The sequence below is a fragment of the Pseudarthrobacter sp. RHLT3-21 genome, from assembly GCF_059383495.1.
Genome location: NZ_JBWZCI010000006.1, coordinates 81,621 through 100,853, shown reverse-complemented (window position 1 = coordinate 100,853; position 19,233 = coordinate 81,621). Strand labels below are relative to the sequence as shown.

General features: G+C 65.3%; 18 protein-coding genes. 6 read left to right on the top strand and 12 right to left on the bottom strand.

Translation table 11 applies throughout. The features are described from left to right. Positions 1-66: 66 nt before the first annotated feature. From AC50YA_RS08895 to speB, 8 genes are all read right to left on the bottom strand, one after another. Complete coding sequence (locus AC50YA_RS08895; RefSeq protein WP_494981921.1) at positions 67-318, bottom strand: PLDc N-terminal domain-containing protein; 252 nt, start codon at positions 316-318, stop codon at positions 67-69. A 99-nt stretch (positions 319-417) separates the two neighbouring features. Next, complete coding sequence (locus AC50YA_RS08890) at positions 418-834, bottom strand: acyl-CoA thioesterase (RefSeq protein ID WP_494981920.1); 417 nt, start codon at positions 832-834, stop codon at positions 418-420. Between the two features lie 104 nt (positions 835-938). Next, a complete protein-coding gene (locus AC50YA_RS08885; protein WP_494982036.1) occupies positions 939-2,870 on the bottom strand; it encodes an ABC transporter ATP-binding protein in 1,932 nt (643 codons plus the stop codon). A 164-nt stretch (positions 2,871-3,034) separates the two neighbouring features. Beyond that, positions 3,035-4,768 carry an ABC transporter ATP-binding protein gene (locus AC50YA_RS08880; RefSeq protein ID WP_494981919.1) on the bottom strand — a complete coding sequence of 578 codons (1,734 nt, stop codon included), beginning with the start codon at positions 4,766-4,768 and terminating at the stop codon, positions 3,035-3,037. A 268-nt stretch (positions 4,769-5,036) separates the two neighbouring features. Next, a complete protein-coding gene (locus AC50YA_RS08875; RefSeq protein WP_494981918.1) occupies positions 5,037-6,668 on the bottom strand; it encodes an MDR family MFS transporter in 1,632 nt (543 codons plus the stop codon). Position 6,669: 1 nt separating this feature from the next. Beyond that, on the bottom strand, positions 6,670-7,176 hold the full coding sequence (locus AC50YA_RS08870; protein ID WP_494981917.1) for a MarR family winged helix-turn-helix transcriptional regulator: 507 nt from the start codon (positions 7,174-7,176) through the stop codon (positions 6,670-6,672). A 185-nt stretch (positions 7,177-7,361) separates the two neighbouring features. Further along, positions 7,362-9,068 (bottom strand): thiamine pyrophosphate-binding protein, encoded by a 1,707-nt coding sequence (locus AC50YA_RS08865; protein WP_494981916.1) that lies wholly within the window; start codon positions 9,066-9,068, stop codon positions 7,362-7,364. Positions 9,069-9,073: 5 nt separating this feature from the next. After that, positions 9,074-10,138 (bottom strand): agmatinase, encoded by a 1,065-nt coding sequence (speB, locus tag AC50YA_RS08860; protein ID WP_494981915.1) that lies wholly within the window; start codon positions 10,136-10,138, stop codon positions 9,074-9,076. 171 nt (positions 10,139-10,309) lie between these two features. Between speB and AC50YA_RS08855 the strand changes: the two genes are divergently transcribed. The 3 genes from AC50YA_RS08855 to AC50YA_RS08845 are packed head-to-tail and all read left to right on the top strand — an operon-like array spanning position 10,310 to position 12,404. Next, the gene (locus tag AC50YA_RS08855) at positions 10,310-10,882 is read left to right on the top strand and encodes a TetR family transcriptional regulator (RefSeq protein ID WP_494981914.1); all 573 of its coding nucleotides are present in this window, start codon (positions 10,310-10,312) and stop codon (positions 10,880-10,882) included. Further along, a complete protein-coding gene (locus AC50YA_RS08850; RefSeq protein ID WP_494981913.1) occupies positions 10,879-11,622 on the top strand; it encodes an ABC transporter ATP-binding protein in 744 nt (247 codons plus the stop codon). The genes AC50YA_RS08855 and AC50YA_RS08850 overlap by 4 nt, the downstream gene beginning before the upstream one ends. Continuing rightward, positions 11,619-12,404 carry an ABC transporter permease gene (locus AC50YA_RS08845; protein ID WP_494981912.1) on the top strand — a complete coding sequence of 262 codons (786 nt, stop codon included), beginning with the start codon at positions 11,619-11,621 and terminating at the stop codon, positions 12,402-12,404. Before AC50YA_RS08850 ends, AC50YA_RS08845 begins: the two co-directional genes overlap by 4 nt. Before the next feature lie 85 nt (positions 12,405-12,489). Here the strand turns inward: AC50YA_RS08845 and AC50YA_RS08840 are convergent, their stop codons facing one another. Next, a complete protein-coding gene (locus AC50YA_RS08840; protein ID WP_160677970.1) occupies positions 12,490-13,065 on the bottom strand; it encodes a helix-turn-helix domain-containing protein in 576 nt (191 codons plus the stop codon). A gap of 285 nt (positions 13,066-13,350) precedes the next feature. On the opposite strand from AC50YA_RS08840, the gene AC50YA_RS08835 reads away from it, so the two are divergent. Further along, entirely contained in the window at positions 13,351-14,892 is a 1,542-nt protein-coding gene (locus AC50YA_RS08835) for a sodium:solute symporter family protein (RefSeq protein ID WP_494981911.1), read from the top strand. 130 nt (positions 14,893-15,022) lie between these two features. Here the strand turns inward: AC50YA_RS08835 and AC50YA_RS08830 are convergent, their stop codons facing one another. Then, positions 15,023-15,247: a hypothetical protein gene (locus AC50YA_RS08830; protein ID WP_494981910.1), complete on the bottom strand. Its 225-nt coding sequence runs from the start codon at positions 15,245-15,247 to the stop codon at positions 15,023-15,025. A 217-nt stretch (positions 15,248-15,464) separates the two neighbouring features. Between AC50YA_RS08830 and AC50YA_RS08825 the strand changes: the two genes are divergently transcribed. Next, positions 15,465-16,643 carry a VIT1/CCC1 transporter family protein gene (locus AC50YA_RS08825; protein WP_494981909.1) on the top strand — a complete coding sequence of 393 codons (1,179 nt, stop codon included), beginning with the start codon at positions 15,465-15,467 and terminating at the stop codon, positions 16,641-16,643. On the opposite strand, the gene AC50YA_RS08820 is transcribed toward AC50YA_RS08825, so the two are convergent. Continuing rightward, on the bottom strand, positions 16,640-17,773 hold the full coding sequence (locus AC50YA_RS08820) for an LOG family protein (RefSeq protein ID WP_494981908.1): 1,134 nt from the start codon (positions 17,771-17,773) through the stop codon (positions 16,640-16,642). The genes AC50YA_RS08825 and AC50YA_RS08820 overlap by 4 nt on opposite strands. A gap of 9 nt (positions 17,774-17,782) precedes the next feature. Then, positions 17,783-18,253 (bottom strand): SRPBCC family protein, encoded by a 471-nt coding sequence (locus tag AC50YA_RS08815; RefSeq protein ID WP_494981907.1) that lies wholly within the window; start codon positions 18,251-18,253, stop codon positions 17,783-17,785. A 235-nt stretch (positions 18,254-18,488) separates the two neighbouring features. On the opposite strand from AC50YA_RS08815, the gene AC50YA_RS08810 reads away from it, so the two are divergent. Next, a complete protein-coding gene (locus tag AC50YA_RS08810; protein ID WP_494981906.1) occupies positions 18,489-19,229 on the top strand; it encodes a GntR family transcriptional regulator in 741 nt (246 codons plus the stop codon). Positions 19,230-19,233 lie beyond the last annotated feature (4 nt).

The following is a 19,233-nucleotide window of genomic DNA, read 5'->3' as shown; positions in this document are numbered from 1 at the left end:
AATTTACAGGCTCAAGCTGGGTGCCTGCTCCGAAGTCCCTGGTTGGGTGCAGTTCGGCGGGGGTTGCTATTTGACTGCTCCGGCCCCGGATCCGGGCCGCTTGCGCCCCAGAATGAAGTAGCCCATCGGGCCGATGAAATTGATCAGGGCAGCCACGCGCCAGGCCGCTTTTGGCCCGTTAATCTGGTCAGCCGGACGCTTGGAAATGTCCCGCTGGGCGGCAAGCATCAGCGACACCTGCGCGATTCCGATGGCCACAAATCCCACCCGTGCCGCCGGTGGCATTTCTTTCCAGGTCTTTTTGGTCTTCTTGGCCATGTCAACGCTCCTTAGTGGATATTCACAGTTTCCGGTGTTCGCCGTGCCTGCGCAACGGGTGCGCAGGCACGAACGGACACGGTTCAAATCGATTACGGCTCAGAACGTAAACGGCGCGAGCCGCTCCTTCTGCTCCGGCGTCAGGCGCAGGACGCGGCCGGAGGCCTCGTCCACAAACGCCAGGTGGCTGCTGGCCCGGACGCATTCCACCCGGGTGACCGGGTCCTGGACCACGTAGTGTATGTCGAAACTGGCGCCCTTCACCGCGCCGATCCACACCTGGACCACTGCCGGGACGTTGCGGTATTCCAACGTCCTGACGTAGCGGATTTTGTGGTCCACCACCAGCGCCAGGGTCCCCTCCGGAACGTCGTTGAAGAGTGACACTTCCGGCTCGATGCCGGGCAGGCCGGTACCCCGGGGAGGCCCGAACGCTGAAATCCGGGCTTCCTCGAGCATCCGGACAATCTGGACATTGTTGATGTGCCCGTAGGCGTCCATGTCCCCCCAGCGCATCGGGACCAGGACCTCGATGCGCCGGGGATCGGAGTTGCTTTGACCGGGGGCGACCGGGCTCCCGGCCGGCGTGCCGGGGATCCCGGCTCCGGTTTCCAGCGCGCTCAGCTGTGGACCGCCGTCGAATCGTCCACAACGCTTTCTTCAACGTCGGAGCCGGCGAACTGCGACATGTACAGCCGGTAGTAGGCACCTTCAGCCGCCAGCAGCGCCTTGTGGTAGCCCTGCTCCACAATCTTGCCGTTTTCCATCACCAGGATGGTGTCGGCGTCGCGGATGGTGGAGAGCCGGTGGGCGATCACAAAGCTGGTGCGCTCCGTCCGCAGCGCTGCCATGGCCTTCTGGACCAGCAGCTCGGTGCGCGTATCCACGGAGCTGGTGGCCTCATCCAGGATGAGCAGCGACGGGTTGGCCACAAATGCCCGGGCGATGGTGATCAGCTGCTTCTCACCGGCGCTGACGTTGTTTCCTTCCTCATCGATCACAGTGTCGTAGCCATCCGGCAGGGCGCGCACAAAGCGGTCCACGAAGGTGGCCTTGGCGGCTGCCATGACCTGTTCCTCGGTGGCGTCCAGATTGCCGTAGCGGATGTTGTCGTAAATGGACCCGCCAAACAGCCACGCATCCTGGAGTACCATGCCCACCTTCGACCGGAGCTCGGAACGGCTCAGGTGCGTGACATCCACGCCGTCCAAGGTGATGGACCCTGAATTGAGCTCGTAGAAGCGCATCACCAGGTTCACCAGGGTGGTTTTGCCGGCCCCCGTGGGACCAACAATCGCCACGGTGTGCCCGGGCTCTGCCGTGAAGGACAGGTTTTCGATCAGCGGCTTGTCCTCGGTGTAGCTGAACGTGACGTCCTTGAACTCCACATGCCCGTCGGTTTTGGCCGGCAGGTGCTCGGTGGCCGTCTCGGAGTCCTGCTCATCGGCGTCGAGGAATTCAAAAACCCGCTCCGAGGACGCCACACCGGACTGCAGCATGTTGGCCATGCCGGCCATCTGGCCCAGCGGCTGGGTGAACTCGCGCGAGTACTGGATGAACGCCGTGGCGTCGCCCAGGGACATCGAGCCTGACGCCACCCGGAGGCCACCCACAACGGCGATGCCCACATAGCTGAGGTAGGAAACGAACTGCATAACCGGGAAGATCATGCCGGAGACGAACTGGGCTCCGAAGCTGGCCTTGTAGAGGGCCTCGTTCCGCTCTTCGAAGCGTTCCAACATGTCAGCGTCACGGCCGAAGACCCGCACAAGGTCGTGCCCGGAGAAGGACTCCTCGATCTGGCCGTTCAGCTCGCCCGTGTTCTTCCACTGGGCTGCAAAGAGCTTCTGGCTGCGCGAGCCGATCAGGCCGGCAGCCACACCGGACAGCGGCAGTGCCACGAGGGCGATCAGAGCGAGCTGCCAGGAGACGATGAACATCATGATGACGATGCCGATCACAGTCAGCAGCGAGCTGATCAGCTGCGCAAAGGCCTGCTGCAGCGCCTGCTGGACGTTGTCGACGTCGTTCGTCACCCGGGAGAGGACGTCGCCGCGCTGGCGGGTGTCGAAGTAGTTCAGCGGGAGCCGGTTCAGCTTCTTTTCGGTGTCGTCCCGGAGCCTGCGGATCACCTTCATAACGATGCGGTTCAGCACGTAGCCCTGCAGCCAGAGGAAGATGTTGGCCACAAAGTACATCACCAGCACGATGGCGATCAGGACTGAGAGTTTCTGGAAGTTGATCCCGGTGCCGGGAACCAGCTCCATCCGGGAGACCATGTCCGCGAAGTTGTCCTGCCCCTGCTGGCGCAGGCCTTCCACGAACTCGTCCTTGCTGGCGCCGGCGGGCAGTTGCTTGCCAACCACGCCGCCGAAGATGACGTCCATTGCCTGGCCCAGGATCTTGGGGGCGATGACATTCAGGACCACCGAGACCACCACCAGGGCCACCACGGCGTAGATTCCCACAGCTTCAGGCTTCAGGAGCCCCAGCAGACGCTTCGCCGAGGGCCAGAAGTGCTCGGCCTTTTTGGCGGGCATGCCGCCGAACATGTCGCCGTCGGCCTCCGAGGGCTTGTACTCCTCCTCGAAGAACTCGTCGTCCTCCAGGAGGTCTTCGGGGGTGGTGGAATCCGGGTGCGTTCCGGTGGTCGAGCTTGTTACGGTGGTCGAGCCTGTTACGGTGGTCGAGCCTGTCGAGACCTTCTTGGCGGCGCTCATGCCATTTCCTCCACGCTCAGCTGGGATTCAACAATTTCCTGGTAGGTGGGTGAGGTTTCCAGGAGTTCCTCATGCGTTCCGCGGTCCACGATCCGGCCGTTGTCCAGGACCAGGATCTGGTCTGCATCGGTGATGGTGGAGATCCGCTGGGCCACGATGATCACGGTGGCGTCGGCAGTGGTCTGTTTCAGAGCTGCGCGGAGCCTGGCGTCGGTTGCCACGTCCAGCGCCGAGAACGAATCGTCAAAGAGGTACACCTTGGGTTTGGTGATCAACGCGCGGGCGATGCAGAGCCGCTGCCGCTGCCCGCCGGAGACGTTGGTGCCGCCCTGGGCGATGCGCACGTTCAGTCCGTTCTTCTTCTCGCGGACAAAGTCTCCGCCTTGGGCGATCTGCAGCGCGTCCCAGATCTCCTGGTCCGTGGCTTCGGTCTTGCCGAAGCGCAGGTTGTGCTCGATGGTGCCCGAGAAGAGGTACGGCCGCTGCGGGACCAGGGCCACGCGCTTGGTGATCTCGGCCCGGTCCAGGTTGCTGACGGAAACGCCGTCCAGGAGGACTTCACCCTCAGCGATGTCATAGAGGCGGGGCAGCAGGGATAGCAGCGAGGTCTTCCCCGCACCGGTGGAACCGATGATGGCAACGGTCTCGCCCGGCTTCGCGGTGAAGCTGATGTTACTCAGCACCGGCGACTCGGCACCGGGGTAGGCAAAGGTGACGTTCCGGTACTCCACTACCCCGGCCAGAGTGGCGGGAGTTTCGGGACGTTCGGGATCGTGGATGGAGGGTTCGACGTCGAGCACCTCACCGATGCGGTCCGCGCAGACGGAGGCGCGCGGGATCATCATGGCCATAAACGTGCCCATCATGACGGCCATGAGGATCTGCAACAGGTACTGCAGGAATGCGGTCAGGGAGCCCACCTGCATGTCGCCCGAGTCCACGCGCTGGCCGCCGAACCACAGCACGGCGGCGGTGGACAGGTGCAGGATCATGCCGATGGCCGGGAACATCAGGACAAACAGCGCACCGATCTTCAGCGAAACATCCGTCAGGTCCTTGTTGGCGACGCCGAAACGCTCGGTTTCATAGGGCTCTCGGACAAAGGCCCGGACCACCCGGATGCCGATGATCTGCTCGCGAAGGACAGCGTTGATGCGGTCGATCTTCTTCTGCATGGAACGGAAGAGGGGCATCAGCCGGACCACCAGGTATCCCACCACCACGATCAGCACGGGCACGGAGACCCAGACCAGCCAGGACAGGCTGATGTCCTCACGCAGCGCCATGATGATGCCGCCGATGCACATGATGGGGGTGGCCACCATGAAGTTCAGGCCCATCAGCACCAGCATCTGGACCTGCTGGACGTCGTTCGTGCCGCGGGTGATGAGGGTGGGGGCGCCGAACGTGTTCACGTCCTTGGCGGAGAAACTGGTGACCTTGCGGAACACGCCTCGGCGCAGGTCGCGGCCCACGGCCATGGCAGTTTTTGAGCCGTAGTAGACGCCGGCGATGGCGGTGCCTACCTGAACAATGGCCACCAGCAGCATCACGGACCCGGTCCGCCAAATGAAATCCGTGTCCCCGCGGGAAACGCCTTCATCGATGATCTGGGCGTTGAGGCTGGGCAGGTAAAGCGCCGCGATGGTGGACGCGAGCTGGAACACAACGACGGCCACGATGTATGGCATATACGGCTTGGAGTAGCGCCGTATGAGGGTGAGGAGCATGCCCGTGAATCCTTAGGAAGAGAGCGCGAAATGATGAGGATAAGTAGTAACAGACGGGGCTGACATTTCTCAGCCTACCTACTCTACGAAATCCGTTGCCCGGGCGAAACATCTACGGCAAATATCATCCGATCGGCGTACTCAACCACACGTTCCACGGCCACCCACCTGCGCGAACGGACACTTGCGGCCCTGGATCCAGGGCCCCAAGTGTCCGTTCGCGCGCCTGTCAGCGGGTCGCGCGTCTGTCAGCCCGTTCGCGCTTAGGTCAGCGGTTGGCGGAGGCGAGTTCCGGCGTCGTGCTTTCAGCGTCGGTTCTTTCCTTGGCGCTTTCCTCTGCGCCTGTCCCCGCCCCTGGCTCGGCGTCCGGCTGGATGTCAACGGTGCGCCGCAGCGGGCGTTCCTTGATGAACAGGACCGAGACCAGGGCTATCACCGCAACGCCGGCGGAGATCAGGAAGACCTCGGCGGTGGCGTCGCCGTATGCAGCGCGCATGATCTCCCGGACCGGTGCGGGCATATCAACGAGGTCCATGCTGGCTCCCGCCGACCCGCCGTCCACCGGGATGCCAGCCGCAGCCAGGCCCTGCGTGGCGAGTTCGCTGACCCGGCTGCTGAGGACGGCGCCGAGCACGGACACACCGATCGCGCCGCCCACCGAGCGGAAGAATGCCACGGACGCGCTGGCCGAACCGATGTCGGACGCCCGGACCGTGTTCTGTACCGCCAAGACCAGGTTCTGCATCAGCATGCCGAGGCCCACGCCCAGGATTGCTGTGAAGATACCGGCCTGCCACAGTTCGGTGGTGTGGTCCATGGTGCCGGACAAGCCGAGGCCGCCGATCAGCAGGATGGACCCGCCGATCAGGTAGCCCTTCCACTTGCCGGTGCGGCTGATGAGCAGACCGGAAACGACCGAGCCGGTCAGGTTGCCGGCGATCATCGGAAGCGTCAGGAGTCCGGCTTCGGTAGGCGTGGCGCCGCGGGCCACCTGGAAGTACTGGCCCAGGAAGGTGGTTGAACCGAACATCGCGATGCCCACGGCCACTGAAGCGATGATGGCCAGAGCGGTGGTGCGTTCGGAGATGATCTTCAGCGGGATGATGGGCTGCTCCACCTTGGACTCCACCAGCACCAGCAGGGCCAGCAGCACAACGCCGCCACCAACCATGGCGGCCGACTGCCAGGAAACCCAGTCGTAGTAGGCGGGGTTGCCGGCGAAGGAAACCCAGATCAGGAGCAGGCTGACGCCGGAGGTCAGCAGGATGGAACCAAGCCAGTCGATCTTGACGTGGCGCTTGATGTGCTCGATTTTCAGGGTGATCTGGAGCAGGATAAGCGCGACGACGGCGAGCGGCACGCAGACGAAGAAGGTCCAGCGCCAGCCCAGCGGGCTGTCCACGATAAATCCGCCCAGCAGCGGGCCGCCGGCAGTGCCTACCGCCATCACGGCGCCCATGTAGCCGGAGTATTTGCCGCGGTCCCGGGGCGGGATCATGGTGCCGATGATGGACTGCGCCAACGCGGTGAGTCCGCCCATGGCCACGCCCTGGATAACGCGTGCGGTGAGCAGCAGCGGGATGGTCTCGGAGAGTCCGGCCATGACGGAGCCGGCCACGAAGATGACGATGCTCAGCTGGACCAGGATCTTCTTGTTGAAGAGGTCGGACAGCTTGCCCCAGATGGGGGTGGTGACGGCGTTGGCCAGCAGGGCGGCCGTGATCACCCAGGCGAAGTCGGTCTGGGTGCCGTGCAGATCGGACATGATGGTGGGCAGCGCGTTGGCCACGATGGTGCTGCTGAGGATTGCGGTGAAGAACGCCGCGAGGAGCCCGGTCAGGGCTTCCATGATCTGGCGGTGGGTCATCGCCAATGGTGGTGCGGCGGGTTGGCTCGACATATCAGTGCTCCTGGAGGGTCTGGGTTGCGGCGGATGTTGCCGCGGTTGAAAGTGCCGGGACAGCATGTGCCCGGGCTGAATGCTTGAGGGACTCCGAGAGTCTCGTCAGGATCCGTGCCGTGTCTTCGGCATCCTCCTGGCTCCAATCGCTGAGGTAATCCTGCAGCGTGGCCGTGCGATGCTCCTCGATCTTCCGGAGCTTGTCCACGCCCGCCGGCGACAGGGCAACCAACTGGGCACGGCCGTCGTCGGGATCCTGCCGCCGGATGACGTAACCCTGCTCTTCAAGGTCCGCGATATGGCGGCTGAGGACGGGGGCGCTGACGCCGAGCCGTTCCGCAAGGTGGGTGGCGCGGGATTCCCCCTCCCCGACGAACCTGAGCACGCCTTGCAGCGCAACCCCGGTGTCCTGTCCGCGGAAGCTCGCCGCGGCCACACATCGGACCACCCTTTGGAGGTCGAAGATGCGGTAGACAAGGTCCGCTGCGGTGTCCGGGGCGACTGCCATGATTGAGCTCTCCTCTTTTGTGTGCCTTAGGCAACTATATCTTAAATGGTTGCTTTGGGAAACTAAAGAAGATGGCAGGAGTCAACGTCCCCTTAAACGCCAAGCGCGAACTGGCAGCTAACGCCCTCAAATTCGCTTGGGGAGGGTATTAGCTGCCAGTTCGCGCGTGGTTGGTGCTTGGGTGTTCAGCCGTCCAGGTGGGTGGGGCCGAACATCTTGAGCAGGGTTTCGACGACGACGACGTTGGGTCCGTCCGCCGCGAAGCCCGCCTTGAGCGCGTCCCCGACGTCCTCGGGGGCCACTCGCGTGGCCGGCACCCCGAATGCTTCGGCGAGCTTGACGAAGTCGGGGCGCGCGAGCTCGGTGGCCGTGGCCTTGCCGAAGGCGCCAACCATGTATTCGCGCAGGATGCCGTAGCCGCCGTCGTCCACGATCAGCCAGGTGACCGGGATGTTGTGCTGCTTGGCAGTGGCGAGTTCGGAAATGGAGTACATGGATGAACCGTCACCGGACACGGCGAGTACGCGGCCGGGCTTGCCCAGCGTTTCCAGCCCAACGGCTCCGCCGATGGCTGCCGGGAAGCCGTAGCCCAGGCCGCCTGCACCCTGGGCGGAATGGAACTGGCCCTGCCGCGCATCCCAGCAGCTCCAGCCCCAGTACGCCGAGATGGTCATGTCCCAGAAGGTCTGCATGTCCGCGGGGACGGCTTCGCGGATGTCGGACATGAATTTCAGCTCTTTGCCCAGGTCCTGGGATTCCAGCCTTGCCTTGACCGTGGCGAGGGATTCCTTCACCAGGTCCTCGGGGGTGGTCCCACGCCAGCTGCGGGTGGTGTCGACGGGCGCTGCCAGGGCCTCGTCGAGGGCGGCGAGCGCCTGGCCGGCGTCGGCGCGGATGCCCAGGCCGGGGCTGTTCGATTCGAGGACGCGCGGTTCGGCGTCGATCTGGATGATGCGGCCGCGCGGCGCGAACGTGAAGTAGTTGGACGTGACTTCACCGAGGGACGAACCGATGACAATCAGGACATCGGCATCTTCCAGGAGGTCCGTCATGTGGCGGTCCTCGATCCAGGACTGCAGCGAAAGCTCATGGGTCCACGGGAAGGCGCCGTTGCCGCCAGGCGTGCAGATGACCGGTGCCCGCAGCTTTTCGGCGATCGAAAGCAGGGATTTTTCGGCCCGGCCGCGCCGGGTACCGCCACCGGCGATGATGGCGGGACGTGACGCCGTCGACAGCCATTTCACCGCTTCCCGGACCAGCTCCACGCGGGGCGGGTTGTCCGCTGCTTCGGCGAGCGCGTCCTCCACCGGGGGGACCATGATGGGATCCAGCAGCACGTTCTGCGGGATTTCCAGCCAGACCGGGCCCTGCGGCGAGGAGATGGCTTCAGTCCAGGCATCCTGGATGGCCGACGGAATGCCCGAGGCGTGCTGGATCAGGCGCTGGCTCTTGGTGACGTTCGCGGCCGAGGCCTTCTGGTCATCGAGCTGGTGCAGCATGCCCTTGCGGCGGGCGCCGAGTCCTTCGAGCGGGATCTGGCTGGCCACCACCACCATGGGCACACCCGTGGCGTAGGCCTCCTGCAGGCCGGCGAGGGACGTCAGCGCGCCGGGTCCGGTGGACAGGAACAGCACGCCCACTTCACCGGTGGCGCGGGAATACCCGTCCGCGGCGAAGGCGCTGTTGTTCTCCACGCGGGAGGACACAAAGTGCAGGTTGCCGCGGCCCATGGCGTCAAACAGGCCGAGCGCGTGCTGGCCCGGGATGCCGAAGACGGTCTTGGCGCCGAGCGCTTCAAGGGTTTCGACGACGAGGTCCCCGCCGTTGCGCTGGCTGGTCCGTCCGCTGTCCCCTGCGGGCGCAGCTGCCGTACCCGGATCGAAATCAATCATGGTGGCTACTCCTTGGTTCCGGCGGCGAAACCGGCAGGTTGGCGGGCTTCTTGGCCGAGGGCTTGGGCGGCGTAGCCGTTGGCTGCCCCGAACCGGTCACCTTCAACAGCATTGTCCGCCATCAGGGTGATCAGTTCATAGGCCACATGGCTGGCAGCCACGCCGGTGATTTCGGCGTGGTCGTAGGCGGGAGCAATCTCTACGACGTCGGCGCCCACCAGGTTCAGGCCGCGGAAGCCGCGGATGATCTCCAGGAGTTCGCGGCTGGTGATGCCGCCGGCCTCCGGGGTTCCGGTACCGGGCGCATGCGCGGGGTCCAGGACGTCGATGTCCACGGAAATGTAGAGCGGGCGGTTGCCGATCCGGTCGCGGACCTTGGCCACCGTCTCCAGGACGCCCTGGTAGTAGACGTCAGCGGAGGTGACGATGCCGAACCCGAAGCGGTGATCGTCGTCGAGGTCCTTCTTGCCGTAGAGCGGACCGCGGGTGCCGATGTGGCTGATCGCTTCCGTGTCCAGGATGCCTTCTTCAACGGCCCGGCGGAACGGGGTGCCGTGGGTGTACTCAGCGCCGAAGTAGGTGTCCCAGGTGTCGAGGTGGGCGTCAAAGTGCAGCATGGCAATGGGTCCACCGGCCCGCTCGGCAGCCGCGCGGAGCAACGGCAGGGCGATGGTGTGGTCCCCGCCGAGCGTCACCAGCTTGCTGCCGGCCGCGGTGAGGTCCAGGGCATTCTGCTGGATGGTTTCGATGGCTTCGTTGATGTTGAACGGGTTGACCGCCATGTCGCCGGCGTCGGCCACCTGCACGTTTTCGAACGGGCTGACGTCCCAGGCCGGGTTGTAGGGCCGGAGCAGCCGGCTGGCCTCGCGGACGTGGTTGGCGCCGAACCGTGCACCCGGGCGGTACGAAACCCCCGAGTCGAAGGGCACTCCCACCACAGTCACGTCAGCCTTGGCCACCTGGTCCAGGCGCGGCAGGCGGGCGTAGGTTGCGGCGCCGGCATAGCGCGGGATACGGGATGAATCGATGGGGCCAAGGTTGCCGTTGGCTTCGATGCGCAGCTCTTCCATGGGGAAGCTCTCCTTCGAGGATTGATCGGCTGGTGTGACACCCATCATAGCCTGAAGTTTTCTTATGCGCATCAGTTGTTTACAAGCAGCCGAAGAGACCACGCACGCGGCGCAAGTAAGTCCGCGTGCCGCTCTTGACCGGCAAAAATGTTAGAGACTAACATTTTCGTTATGCGAAAGGCTGCTGCCACCAGGGCGCTCCTGCAGGACCATGCCATGGCATTATTCGTTCAACAAGGTTTCGACGAGACAACCGTCGCGCAGATCGCCAGGGCGGCCGGCGTCTCGCAGATGACCTTCTTCCGGTATTTTCCGACGAAAGACGCCGCGGTCTTTGATGACCCCTACGATCCGGTGATCGCGGACCTCGTTGCCGCCCAGGACGCCGGGCTGTCCGCGCTGGAGCGTGTCCGGCTGGGCCTGATGGCCGCGTGGAGCTCGGTGCCCGACCCCGCGGACGGTGCGACCAGAGAGAGGATCAGACTGATAGCAGGCCATACGCGGCTTGCAGCCGGCATCTGGGAGAACAACCGCAGGACCGAGGACCTGATCGTTGAAGCCCTGACGGGGACCGGCGTAGGCCGCGTTGAAGCGCGGGTTGCCGCAGGAGCCTGCCTGGGCGGATTGACGGCCGCACTGCTGGATTGGGCATCGGCACCGGACGGGCACGAACTGCGGGACCGGATGAATACGGCCTTGGACCTGATGGGCGATTCAGGCAGGACAGTGCGGCGTACCCAATGAAAACGTCAGCGGCCATTAAGGCGGAGCGGGTATCGAAAGCCCTGGCCGGACTCCCCGTCCTGGACGACGTGTCCCTGGACGTGGGGCCGTCGGAAATCCACGCCCTGGTAGGGCTGAACGGAGCAGGAAAAACGACGTTGATGCGGGTTCTGCTGGGCATGCTCAAACCGGACCTGGGCTCGGCTCACCTGACGGGGCTCCCGGTATCCGGTGCAGGAGCGCAGGTATGGTCAAGGGTCGGGCAGATGCTGGAGACCCCCTTCGCATACCCGGAGCTGACCGCGCGCGAGAACGTCTACTGCTCCGCCCGGTTGCACGGGATGGACCGGGACGCCGCCAGGTCCGCCGCGGGACGGGCATTATCTGATCTGGGCCTGGAGCAATATGCCACCCGGCGCGCCGGGACGCTGTCACTGGGAAACCGGCAGCGCGTAGGCCTGGCCGCCGCCCTGGTCCATGGACCGGACGTGCTCGTCCTTGACGAACCGACCAACGCACTGGACCCCCGCGGTGCCATCATTCTCCGCCGGTTACTCCAGGAGGCGTGCCGGGACAGGGGCGCGGCCATCCTGGTCTCCAGCCACCACCTTGATGAGGTCGCACGGATGGCAGACAGGATCAGCGTGCTTCACCGGGGAAGGATCATCGGTTCGCTGCAGCCCGGGACCACGGACCTTGAACGCCAGTTCTTTGACCTTGTGCTGCAGTCCGACATGCGCGAACAGGAGCAAGGGCAATGATGAGCACTTCGGGGCAGGCACGGGAATTCGAGGTCCTGAAATTCCGCCGGGCGCCCGTGGTGCGGACGGTGTCCGTCCTGATCGGTGTCGCCCTGCCGGTCCTCGCAGCGGCCTTTATGGTCGCCGCGACCTCCGACGGGTCCAGCCAGATCGGCCTCAAAGCCGCGGCCATGCTGACAAGTGCAGGCTGGGCCGGGTATTTGGCGATGGTGGGAATGCTTCTGTCCGTCGGTGCACTGATGGGGATCGGTTTCGTGGTGTGTTGGTGCTTCGGTCGCGAGTTCACCGAAAAAACCCAAGCCTGCCTGTTTGCCTTGCCGGTAAGCCGGCGACAACTTGCCTACGCGAAGTTTACGGTGATCCTGCTCTGGGCCCTGCTGCTCTGCCTGGTCAGCGTAGCGGTCGCCCTTCTTGCCGGTGCCGTCATCGGTCTGGGCGCGCCCGGCCCGGAGGACCTGGTGGCCGCAGGCAAGGCATGGTGCGGCGGTGCCCTGGCAGCCCTGCTGGCTTGTCCGCTCGCCGTCGTGGCCAGCGTTGCCCGCGGCTATCTTCCCGGCGTGGGCGGACTGGTTCTGCTTGTGGTCGTCACCCAGGTGGTGACGGCATTCGGAGCCGGGGCGTGGTTTCCCTATGCAGCACCCGGGCTATGGATGGGCATGGGCGGCGCGGCGGCCGCCGAAACAGTTAACCCACTACAGCTCTTCCTTTGCATCCCGGTCTCCGTAATCGGCATCGTCATGACCGGTCACTGGTGGAAGAACATGCAAATCGGCACTGGTTGAGAAAGGCCGCAGCCAGATGCGTACCGTTCGGACCGTCCTGGTGGGCTTCAATCAGATTGACATGGTCAGCGCCCCGGAAACCCGCCTACCGGCTGGCGGCGGGGACCAGAACCCAGAGAACCTCGACGGCCTCGTCGGTGGGATTGACCCACGTATGCGGTTCGCGGCCCGGGAACGTCACGGTGTCGCCGGTGTTGAGCTCGTATTCCTCGTTGGTCAGGATCAGCCGGATACTTCCCTTGATCACGTGGAGCACATCCACGTCGCAGTCCACGGCGTAGAGCTCGGTCTCGCCGCGGCCATGCGGCTCGATGACGGCCTGGATGATCTGGATGCGCCGTTCGGAACGGGCCGTCAGCAGCCGCTCCACGATACCTTCGCCACCCAGGGAGATCCGGGGCCCGTCGTTCCGCTTGGTCAGGTGCGTCTCCGGGGCCACAAACAAATCGCCGATGGAGATGGACAGGACCTGGCACAGGGTCACCAGGGACGCGACCGACGGCGATGTAAGGTCACGTTCCACGCGGCTGAGAAAACCCTTGGTCAGGCCCGTGGCGTCGGCAACCTGCTCGATGGTCAGCCGCTGGGACTGCCGGGCGGCACGGATTCGGGAACCGATGGCAACGGGAACATTGCTCGGCTCAACTGGCAGTGCCTTCATGTGCGGACCTTTCATGGCCGGGCCGTGCGGCCCCATCTCTGGAGCAATACTAGTGGTCAGCGGCAGACGTGACACGGCGAGCGCCGCGGCGAACAACAGATAGTGCGGCCGACCTTGACTGTTGCGTCGGTCACGGCATAGCCTTTTTAGGCAACAAGTGTTGTCCCTGAGGCAATATTTGAGGAACTCTTCCTCCCAATTCCACAAGAGCAGCGGAAAACCGGCCTCCCCAGCAGCGCCGCCGGGATACCAGCCAAGCTGCAGATCAGCTCCAAGGAGCCCCAAATGGACGCTAACTTCGTCAACATCGCCATCGTGGTGGTGTACCTCATTGCCATGCTGGCCTTCGGCTGGTGGGGCAAGTCCCGCACCAAGAACAACAGCGACTTCCTGGTGGCCGGCCGCCGCCTCGGCCCCTTGCTCTACACCGGCACCATGGCCGCCGTCGTCCTGGGCGGTGCCTCCACTGTCGGCGGCGTCGGCCTGGGCTACAAGTTCGGCATTTCCGGCATGTGGCTCGTGGTGGCCATCGGCGCGGGTGTGCTCCTCCTGAGCCTGCTATTCGCCGGCACCATCCAGCGGCTGAAGATCTACACGGTCTCCCAGATGCTCAGCCTGCGCTACGGCCAGCGCGCCACCCAAACTTCCGGCATCGTGATGCTGGCCTACACCCTGATGCTCTGCGCCACCTCCACGGGCGCTTACGCCACCATCTTTGTGGTCCTCTTCGGCTGGGAGCGTTGGCTGGCCATCGCCGTCGGCGGCGCCATCGTCCTGGTCTACTCCACCATCGGCGGCATGTGGTCCATCACCCTGGCAGACCAGGTGCAGTTCATCATCAAGACGGTCGGCATCTTCTTCCTGATGCTCCCGTTCGTCCTCAACGCCGCCGGCGGGTTCGACGGGATCCGTGCCCGCGTTGACGCCAGCTTCTTCCAGCTCGATGGCATCGGGCTGCAGACCATCATCACGTACTTCGTGGTGTACACCCTGGGCCTGCTGATCGGCCAGGACATCTGGCAGCGCGTTTTCACCGCCAAGACCCCCACCGTGGCCCGCTGGGGCGGCGCAACGGCCGGCGTCTACTGCATCCTGTACGGCGTCGCCGGTGCCCTGATCGGCCTGGCCGCCCGCGTGGCCCTGCCCGACATCGACGTCGCCAACCTCGGCAAGGACGTTGTCTACGCCGAAGTCGCCACCCAGATCCTGCCGATCGGCATCGGCGGCCTGGTCATGGCCGCCGCAGTCGCAGCCATGATGTCCACCGCCTCCGGCGCCCTGATCGCAGCCGCCACCGTGGCCCGTGCCGACGTGGTGCCGTTCGTGGCCAGCTGGTTCGGCAAGACGATCAACACCGACGACACCGAAAACCCCGAGCACGACGTCAGGGCCAACCGTTACTGGGTCCTGGGCCTGGGCATCGTGGCGGTGCTGATCTCCATGGCGGCGCAGGACGTCGTGGTGGCACTGACCATCGCCTACGACATCCTGGTGGGCGGCCTGCTGGTGGCCATCCTCGGCGGCCTGGTCTGGAAACGCGGCACCGGCATCGCAGCCGCCTGGTCCATGGCCGTCGGCTCGGTGCTGACCCTTGCACTGCTTATCGGATACGCCACGGGAATCATTCCCAGCGAAGACGGCGTCTACGCCAACGATCCCATCTACTGGGGCCTGGGCGCGTCACTGGTTTCCTACATCGTGATCTCGCTGCTCACGCCTCCCACGGACCCCGAGGTCCGCGCGGCCTGGGACAAGCGGGTCGCGGGAGCGGTCACCGAAGAACTGCCCATGGAGGCCCACCCGGTCGCCAGCCACCGGACCCACTAGGGATCTCGACAGGCTCGATCACCGGAGATAGCGGCTCGAGCACCGGAGACAATGACTCGTTCACCGCAGAGTACGACGGCGGCACTCCCCATCGCTTCCCCGGCGAACCGGAGTGCCGCCGTCGTTCGTTCTATTCCGTTCCGCGGAACTCGTCCTCATCGAGTGGAACCACGCGCTCCTCGGCGTCGACTGCTACCGGGGGTGTGGGAACCACCGCTTTTTCGGCGTCCAGGAATTCGTCTTCGGCGTCCCAGTCGTCCACGCTGGTGGGGACGTCCTCGGCGTAGTCGTAGGCGGGATCCGATTCAACAGAATCCAGGTGCGGCATGTCCGGGTGCTGTCCGGTGGTGCTCATGATTCGACCTCCGTTTGTTCGCCTGGCGTGCATTGTGGGTGGGCGCGGGCGGACGCCACTCCTTCATCACAGCACCGCCGGGTGAGCCCGGTCAAGACCCGCAGCAACCCGTCCGGGCACACCCGGCGGACATGCTGATTTTGAGGGAAACCTAAACTCCGCAGTGAGGGCAGCCAGCCGAAAATCCGCGTAATTCCGCGGTAAGCTGGGCGGTGCAATGGGGCCGAACCTTCCCCATCCAGCACAGGAGCCTTGCGTGTCTCAGCACCCCAATCCCCACCCAGCCCCGCCCGCGGAACCCAACCCGTCCGCGCCGCAGCCCACCCCGGCCGACCTCCGCCGGTGGCGCCAGTACCTGGCGGACGAACGGGCAGAGGCCGCCGTCTACCGCGATCTCGCCCAGAACCGCGACGGCGAAGAGCGCGCCATCCTGCTGGCACTCGCCGAAGCCGAAGGACGGCATGAGGCCCACTGGCTGCAGCTCCTCGGCGATCACGCCCAGAAGTCCCGGCCGGCGTCCCTCCGCAGCCATTTCCTGGGCTTCCTGGCCCGCCACTTCGGCTCTGTTTTTGTCCTGGCCCTCGCCCAGCGCGCTGAAGGCCGCTCCCCTTACGCCCTGGATCCCAACGCCACGGACGCCATGGCAGCGGATGAACAGATCCATGAGGAAGTGGTCCGCGGCCTGGCAACCCGTGGCCGCAACCGGCTCGCCGGGACCTTCCGTGCCGCCGTTTTTGGTGCCAACGATGGCCTGGTCAGCAACCTCTCGCTCGTGGTGGGCATGGCCGCTTCCGGAGTGGCGAGCGGTGTGGTGCTGCTCAGCGGTGTGGCCGGGCTCCTCGCCGGTGCCATGTCCATGGCCGCGGGCGAGTTTGTCTCCGTGCGGTCCCAGCGCGAGCTCCTGGCCGCCACCCGCCCCACCCAGATCACCCTCGCCGCCGCCCCGAAACTGGACATCGAACACAACGAACTGATGCTCGTCTACCTGGCGCGCGGGATGTCCCACGAAGCGGCCGAACACCGCGTGGCCGAACGCATGGGGCTGCTGAGCTGCGACTGCGATCCAAGCCTGTCCCTCCAGCCCGAGCTGCCGGAGACCGAAGACCAGCATGAGGCCGTGGGCACCGCGTGGGGGGCGGCGCTGTCCAGCTTCTGCTTCTTCGCGTCCGGCGCCGTGGTCCCCATCCTGCCGTTCCTGTTCGGCCTGACCGGGGTCACCGCGCTGGTGGTGGCCGCGGTTCTGGTGGGGCTGGCGCTGCTGGCCACCGGCGGAATCGTGGGCCTGCTGTCCGGGACATCGCCTCTGACGCGCGGGCTGCGCCAGCTGGGCATCGGGCTGGGCGCCGCCGCCGTGACCTACGTGCTGGGGTTCGCCTTCGGCACCGTGGTGGGCTAGCCGCCCAGCACCGCGAGCGCCTCGTCCACGCTGTCCACGAGGAAGATCCGGTCCTCCATGGCCCGTCCGGCAGCCAGCCGCTGGAGCACGGGCCACGCAGGATACTCCTGCTCCCAGTGCTGCCTGCCAATAAGCACCATCGGCGTCACGGCTTCGGGAGCGCTGTAGTAGTTCTCGCAGGCGTCCTGGAAGATTTCCTGCACGGTGCCGGCCGCTCCCGGCAGGAAAATGATGCCGCCGTCGCACAGTTCCAGCAGGATCGCCTCACGGATGGCGTTGGCGAAGTACTTGGCGATGTGGGTGGCAAAGTAGTTGGGCGGTTCATGCCCGTAGAACCAAGTGGGGATGCCCAGCGACGGGGTTCCGCCCGGATAGCGTTCGACGACGGCGGCCGCCTCGCGTGCCCACGCGGACACCGAAGGGCGGAAGCCGGGGACGGATCCAAGCCCGGCGAGGGCTGCCGTGAACTCCGCGTGCGGAACGTGGCTGAGATATGCACCGAGGTTGGCCGCTTCCATGGCACCAGGGCCGCCGCCGGTTGCCACCATCCGCCCGCTCAGCGCCAGACGCCTGCCCAGCTCGGCTGCCTGGACGAACTCCGGGGTCCCACGCTGGGCGGCATGTCCGCCCATCACGCCCACGGTGGTGCGGCCGGCGTGGAGGTCCGAGTGCGTGAACTCGTCCAGGGCGTCGCCGATGGCGTGGTCATGCAGCGCCGAGGCCAGGGTAGCGTCGAGCCGGTTGCGCTGTCCCGGGCTGATGCTCCACTGATACACCAGGGCGTCCGGCAGCTCCTCATAAGGCGAAGTGCCCAGGCCGGCGTACAGTTCCTGCGGCGTGTAGAGCCGGGCCCGGTAAGGATCGAACGGCACACCCTGCAACTTGGGGAAGATCAGCGCGCCGCGGCGGCGAAGCCCGCCTTCGATGCCCTGATCGAAGGTACACCCCAGGAAAATGGCTCCTTCCACGTCCAGGGTTTCCAGCGCCGCGTTCCGGCCACGCAGATCCAGCGACTGGGCATGCCAGCCGTGCATGGCCACCGCGCCTGCAGCGACCAGCCGGTCGAAGGCGTCCAGGCTCTCAACCTCTAAGGTCCGCGGGCTGGGGACCAGGCCGCCGGAGGGGTTCACGCCGCGGACCTAGCCTGCCACACCGGCCGCGCCGGTTACGTGCGCTTCCAGCCGGGCCAGCGTCCTTTCGATGCTGACGGGGTGGCGGCGCAGATATCCGGCCAGCCGGAGGAAGACCTTGCCGCGGACCGCCCTGGCATCCCATTGTTCGGTGACACGGGTGCCGGCAGTACCGTCGGCGCCGGTGGCCGGTTCCAGGATGTAACGCCACAGGTGGCCGTAGAAATGGCGCCAGGCGATGCGCCGGCCCTCCTCGAACTCGGAAACCGTGTTCAGGATCTTGTAATCCACGGCCATGTTCATTTCCATGCCGAACCGGGCTCCGAGGCTCAGCCGTTCCGGGCCGCGCGGCTGGGCACCCTTGACGGTGCCGGAGCCGTCAATCAGGCTGTGCAGCGCCGGTGTGGCCAGTACTTCAAAGATCACTTCGGGCGGGGCTGCGATGAAACGTTCGCGGGACACGAGGTATCGGCTATTCATCACCCCAGCCTAGGACCACGCGCACCAAGGGCAGCGAGCCGGCCAGAGCAGCGGCGGTGGCCCGGTTCCGTACCGGACGCATTGTGCAACAGCATGGCCGTAGCCTTGACCGCCAAAATTCGGCTGATATTATCAACTAAGGCAGTATGTCCTATCAAGCGAACATGGTAGGACATGGATGCCCTCCCGAGCCTCGGGCGGGCACCAGCTTCCGGCATGGAACGAGGAATATTTAGTGGCGAATCAACTTGGTCTCATCATCGACCGTTCCTCGCCCGTGCCCCTGTACCACCAGGTGGTACAGGGCATCGAGGCCGCCATCCACAGCGGAATCCTGGAACCCGGCAGCAAGCTGGAGAACGAAATCGATCTCGCGGCCCAGCTGAACCTGTCCCGGCCCACTATGCGCAAAGCCATGGATGAACTGGTCCGCTCGGGCCTGCTGGTCCGCAAGCGCGGCGTGGGCACCCAGGTGGTCTCCAGCCAGGTCCGCCGCCCCCTGGAGCTCTCCAGCCTGTTCGATGACCTCTCCAATAACGGCAAGAAGCCCACCACCCAGGTGTTGACCTTCTCCCACGTGGAGGCCGACGCAGCGACGCTCGCCACCCTCGAACTGCCTGCCGGCTCCAAGGTCTACCACTTCACCCGCCTGCGGAAAGTGGGCGGCAAGCCCCTTGCCCTGATGGAGAACTGGGTCCGGGACGACATCGCCAGCATGGACGAAGCCATGCTCGCCGCTGAGGGCCTCTACGCCATTCTCCGCCGCGGCGGCGTCAACTTCCGCCTGGCCTCGCAAAGAATCGGCGCGATGATCGCCAACGACTACCAGGCGCGCCTGCTGGAGGCCGAGGTCAGTTCCGCCCTGGTCACCATGGAGCGCACCGCAACAGACGACGCCGGCCGACGGGTGGAAACCGGACACCACGTCTACCGGGCGGACTCGTACAGCTTTGAAATGACACTCGTACAGCGATAGCGCA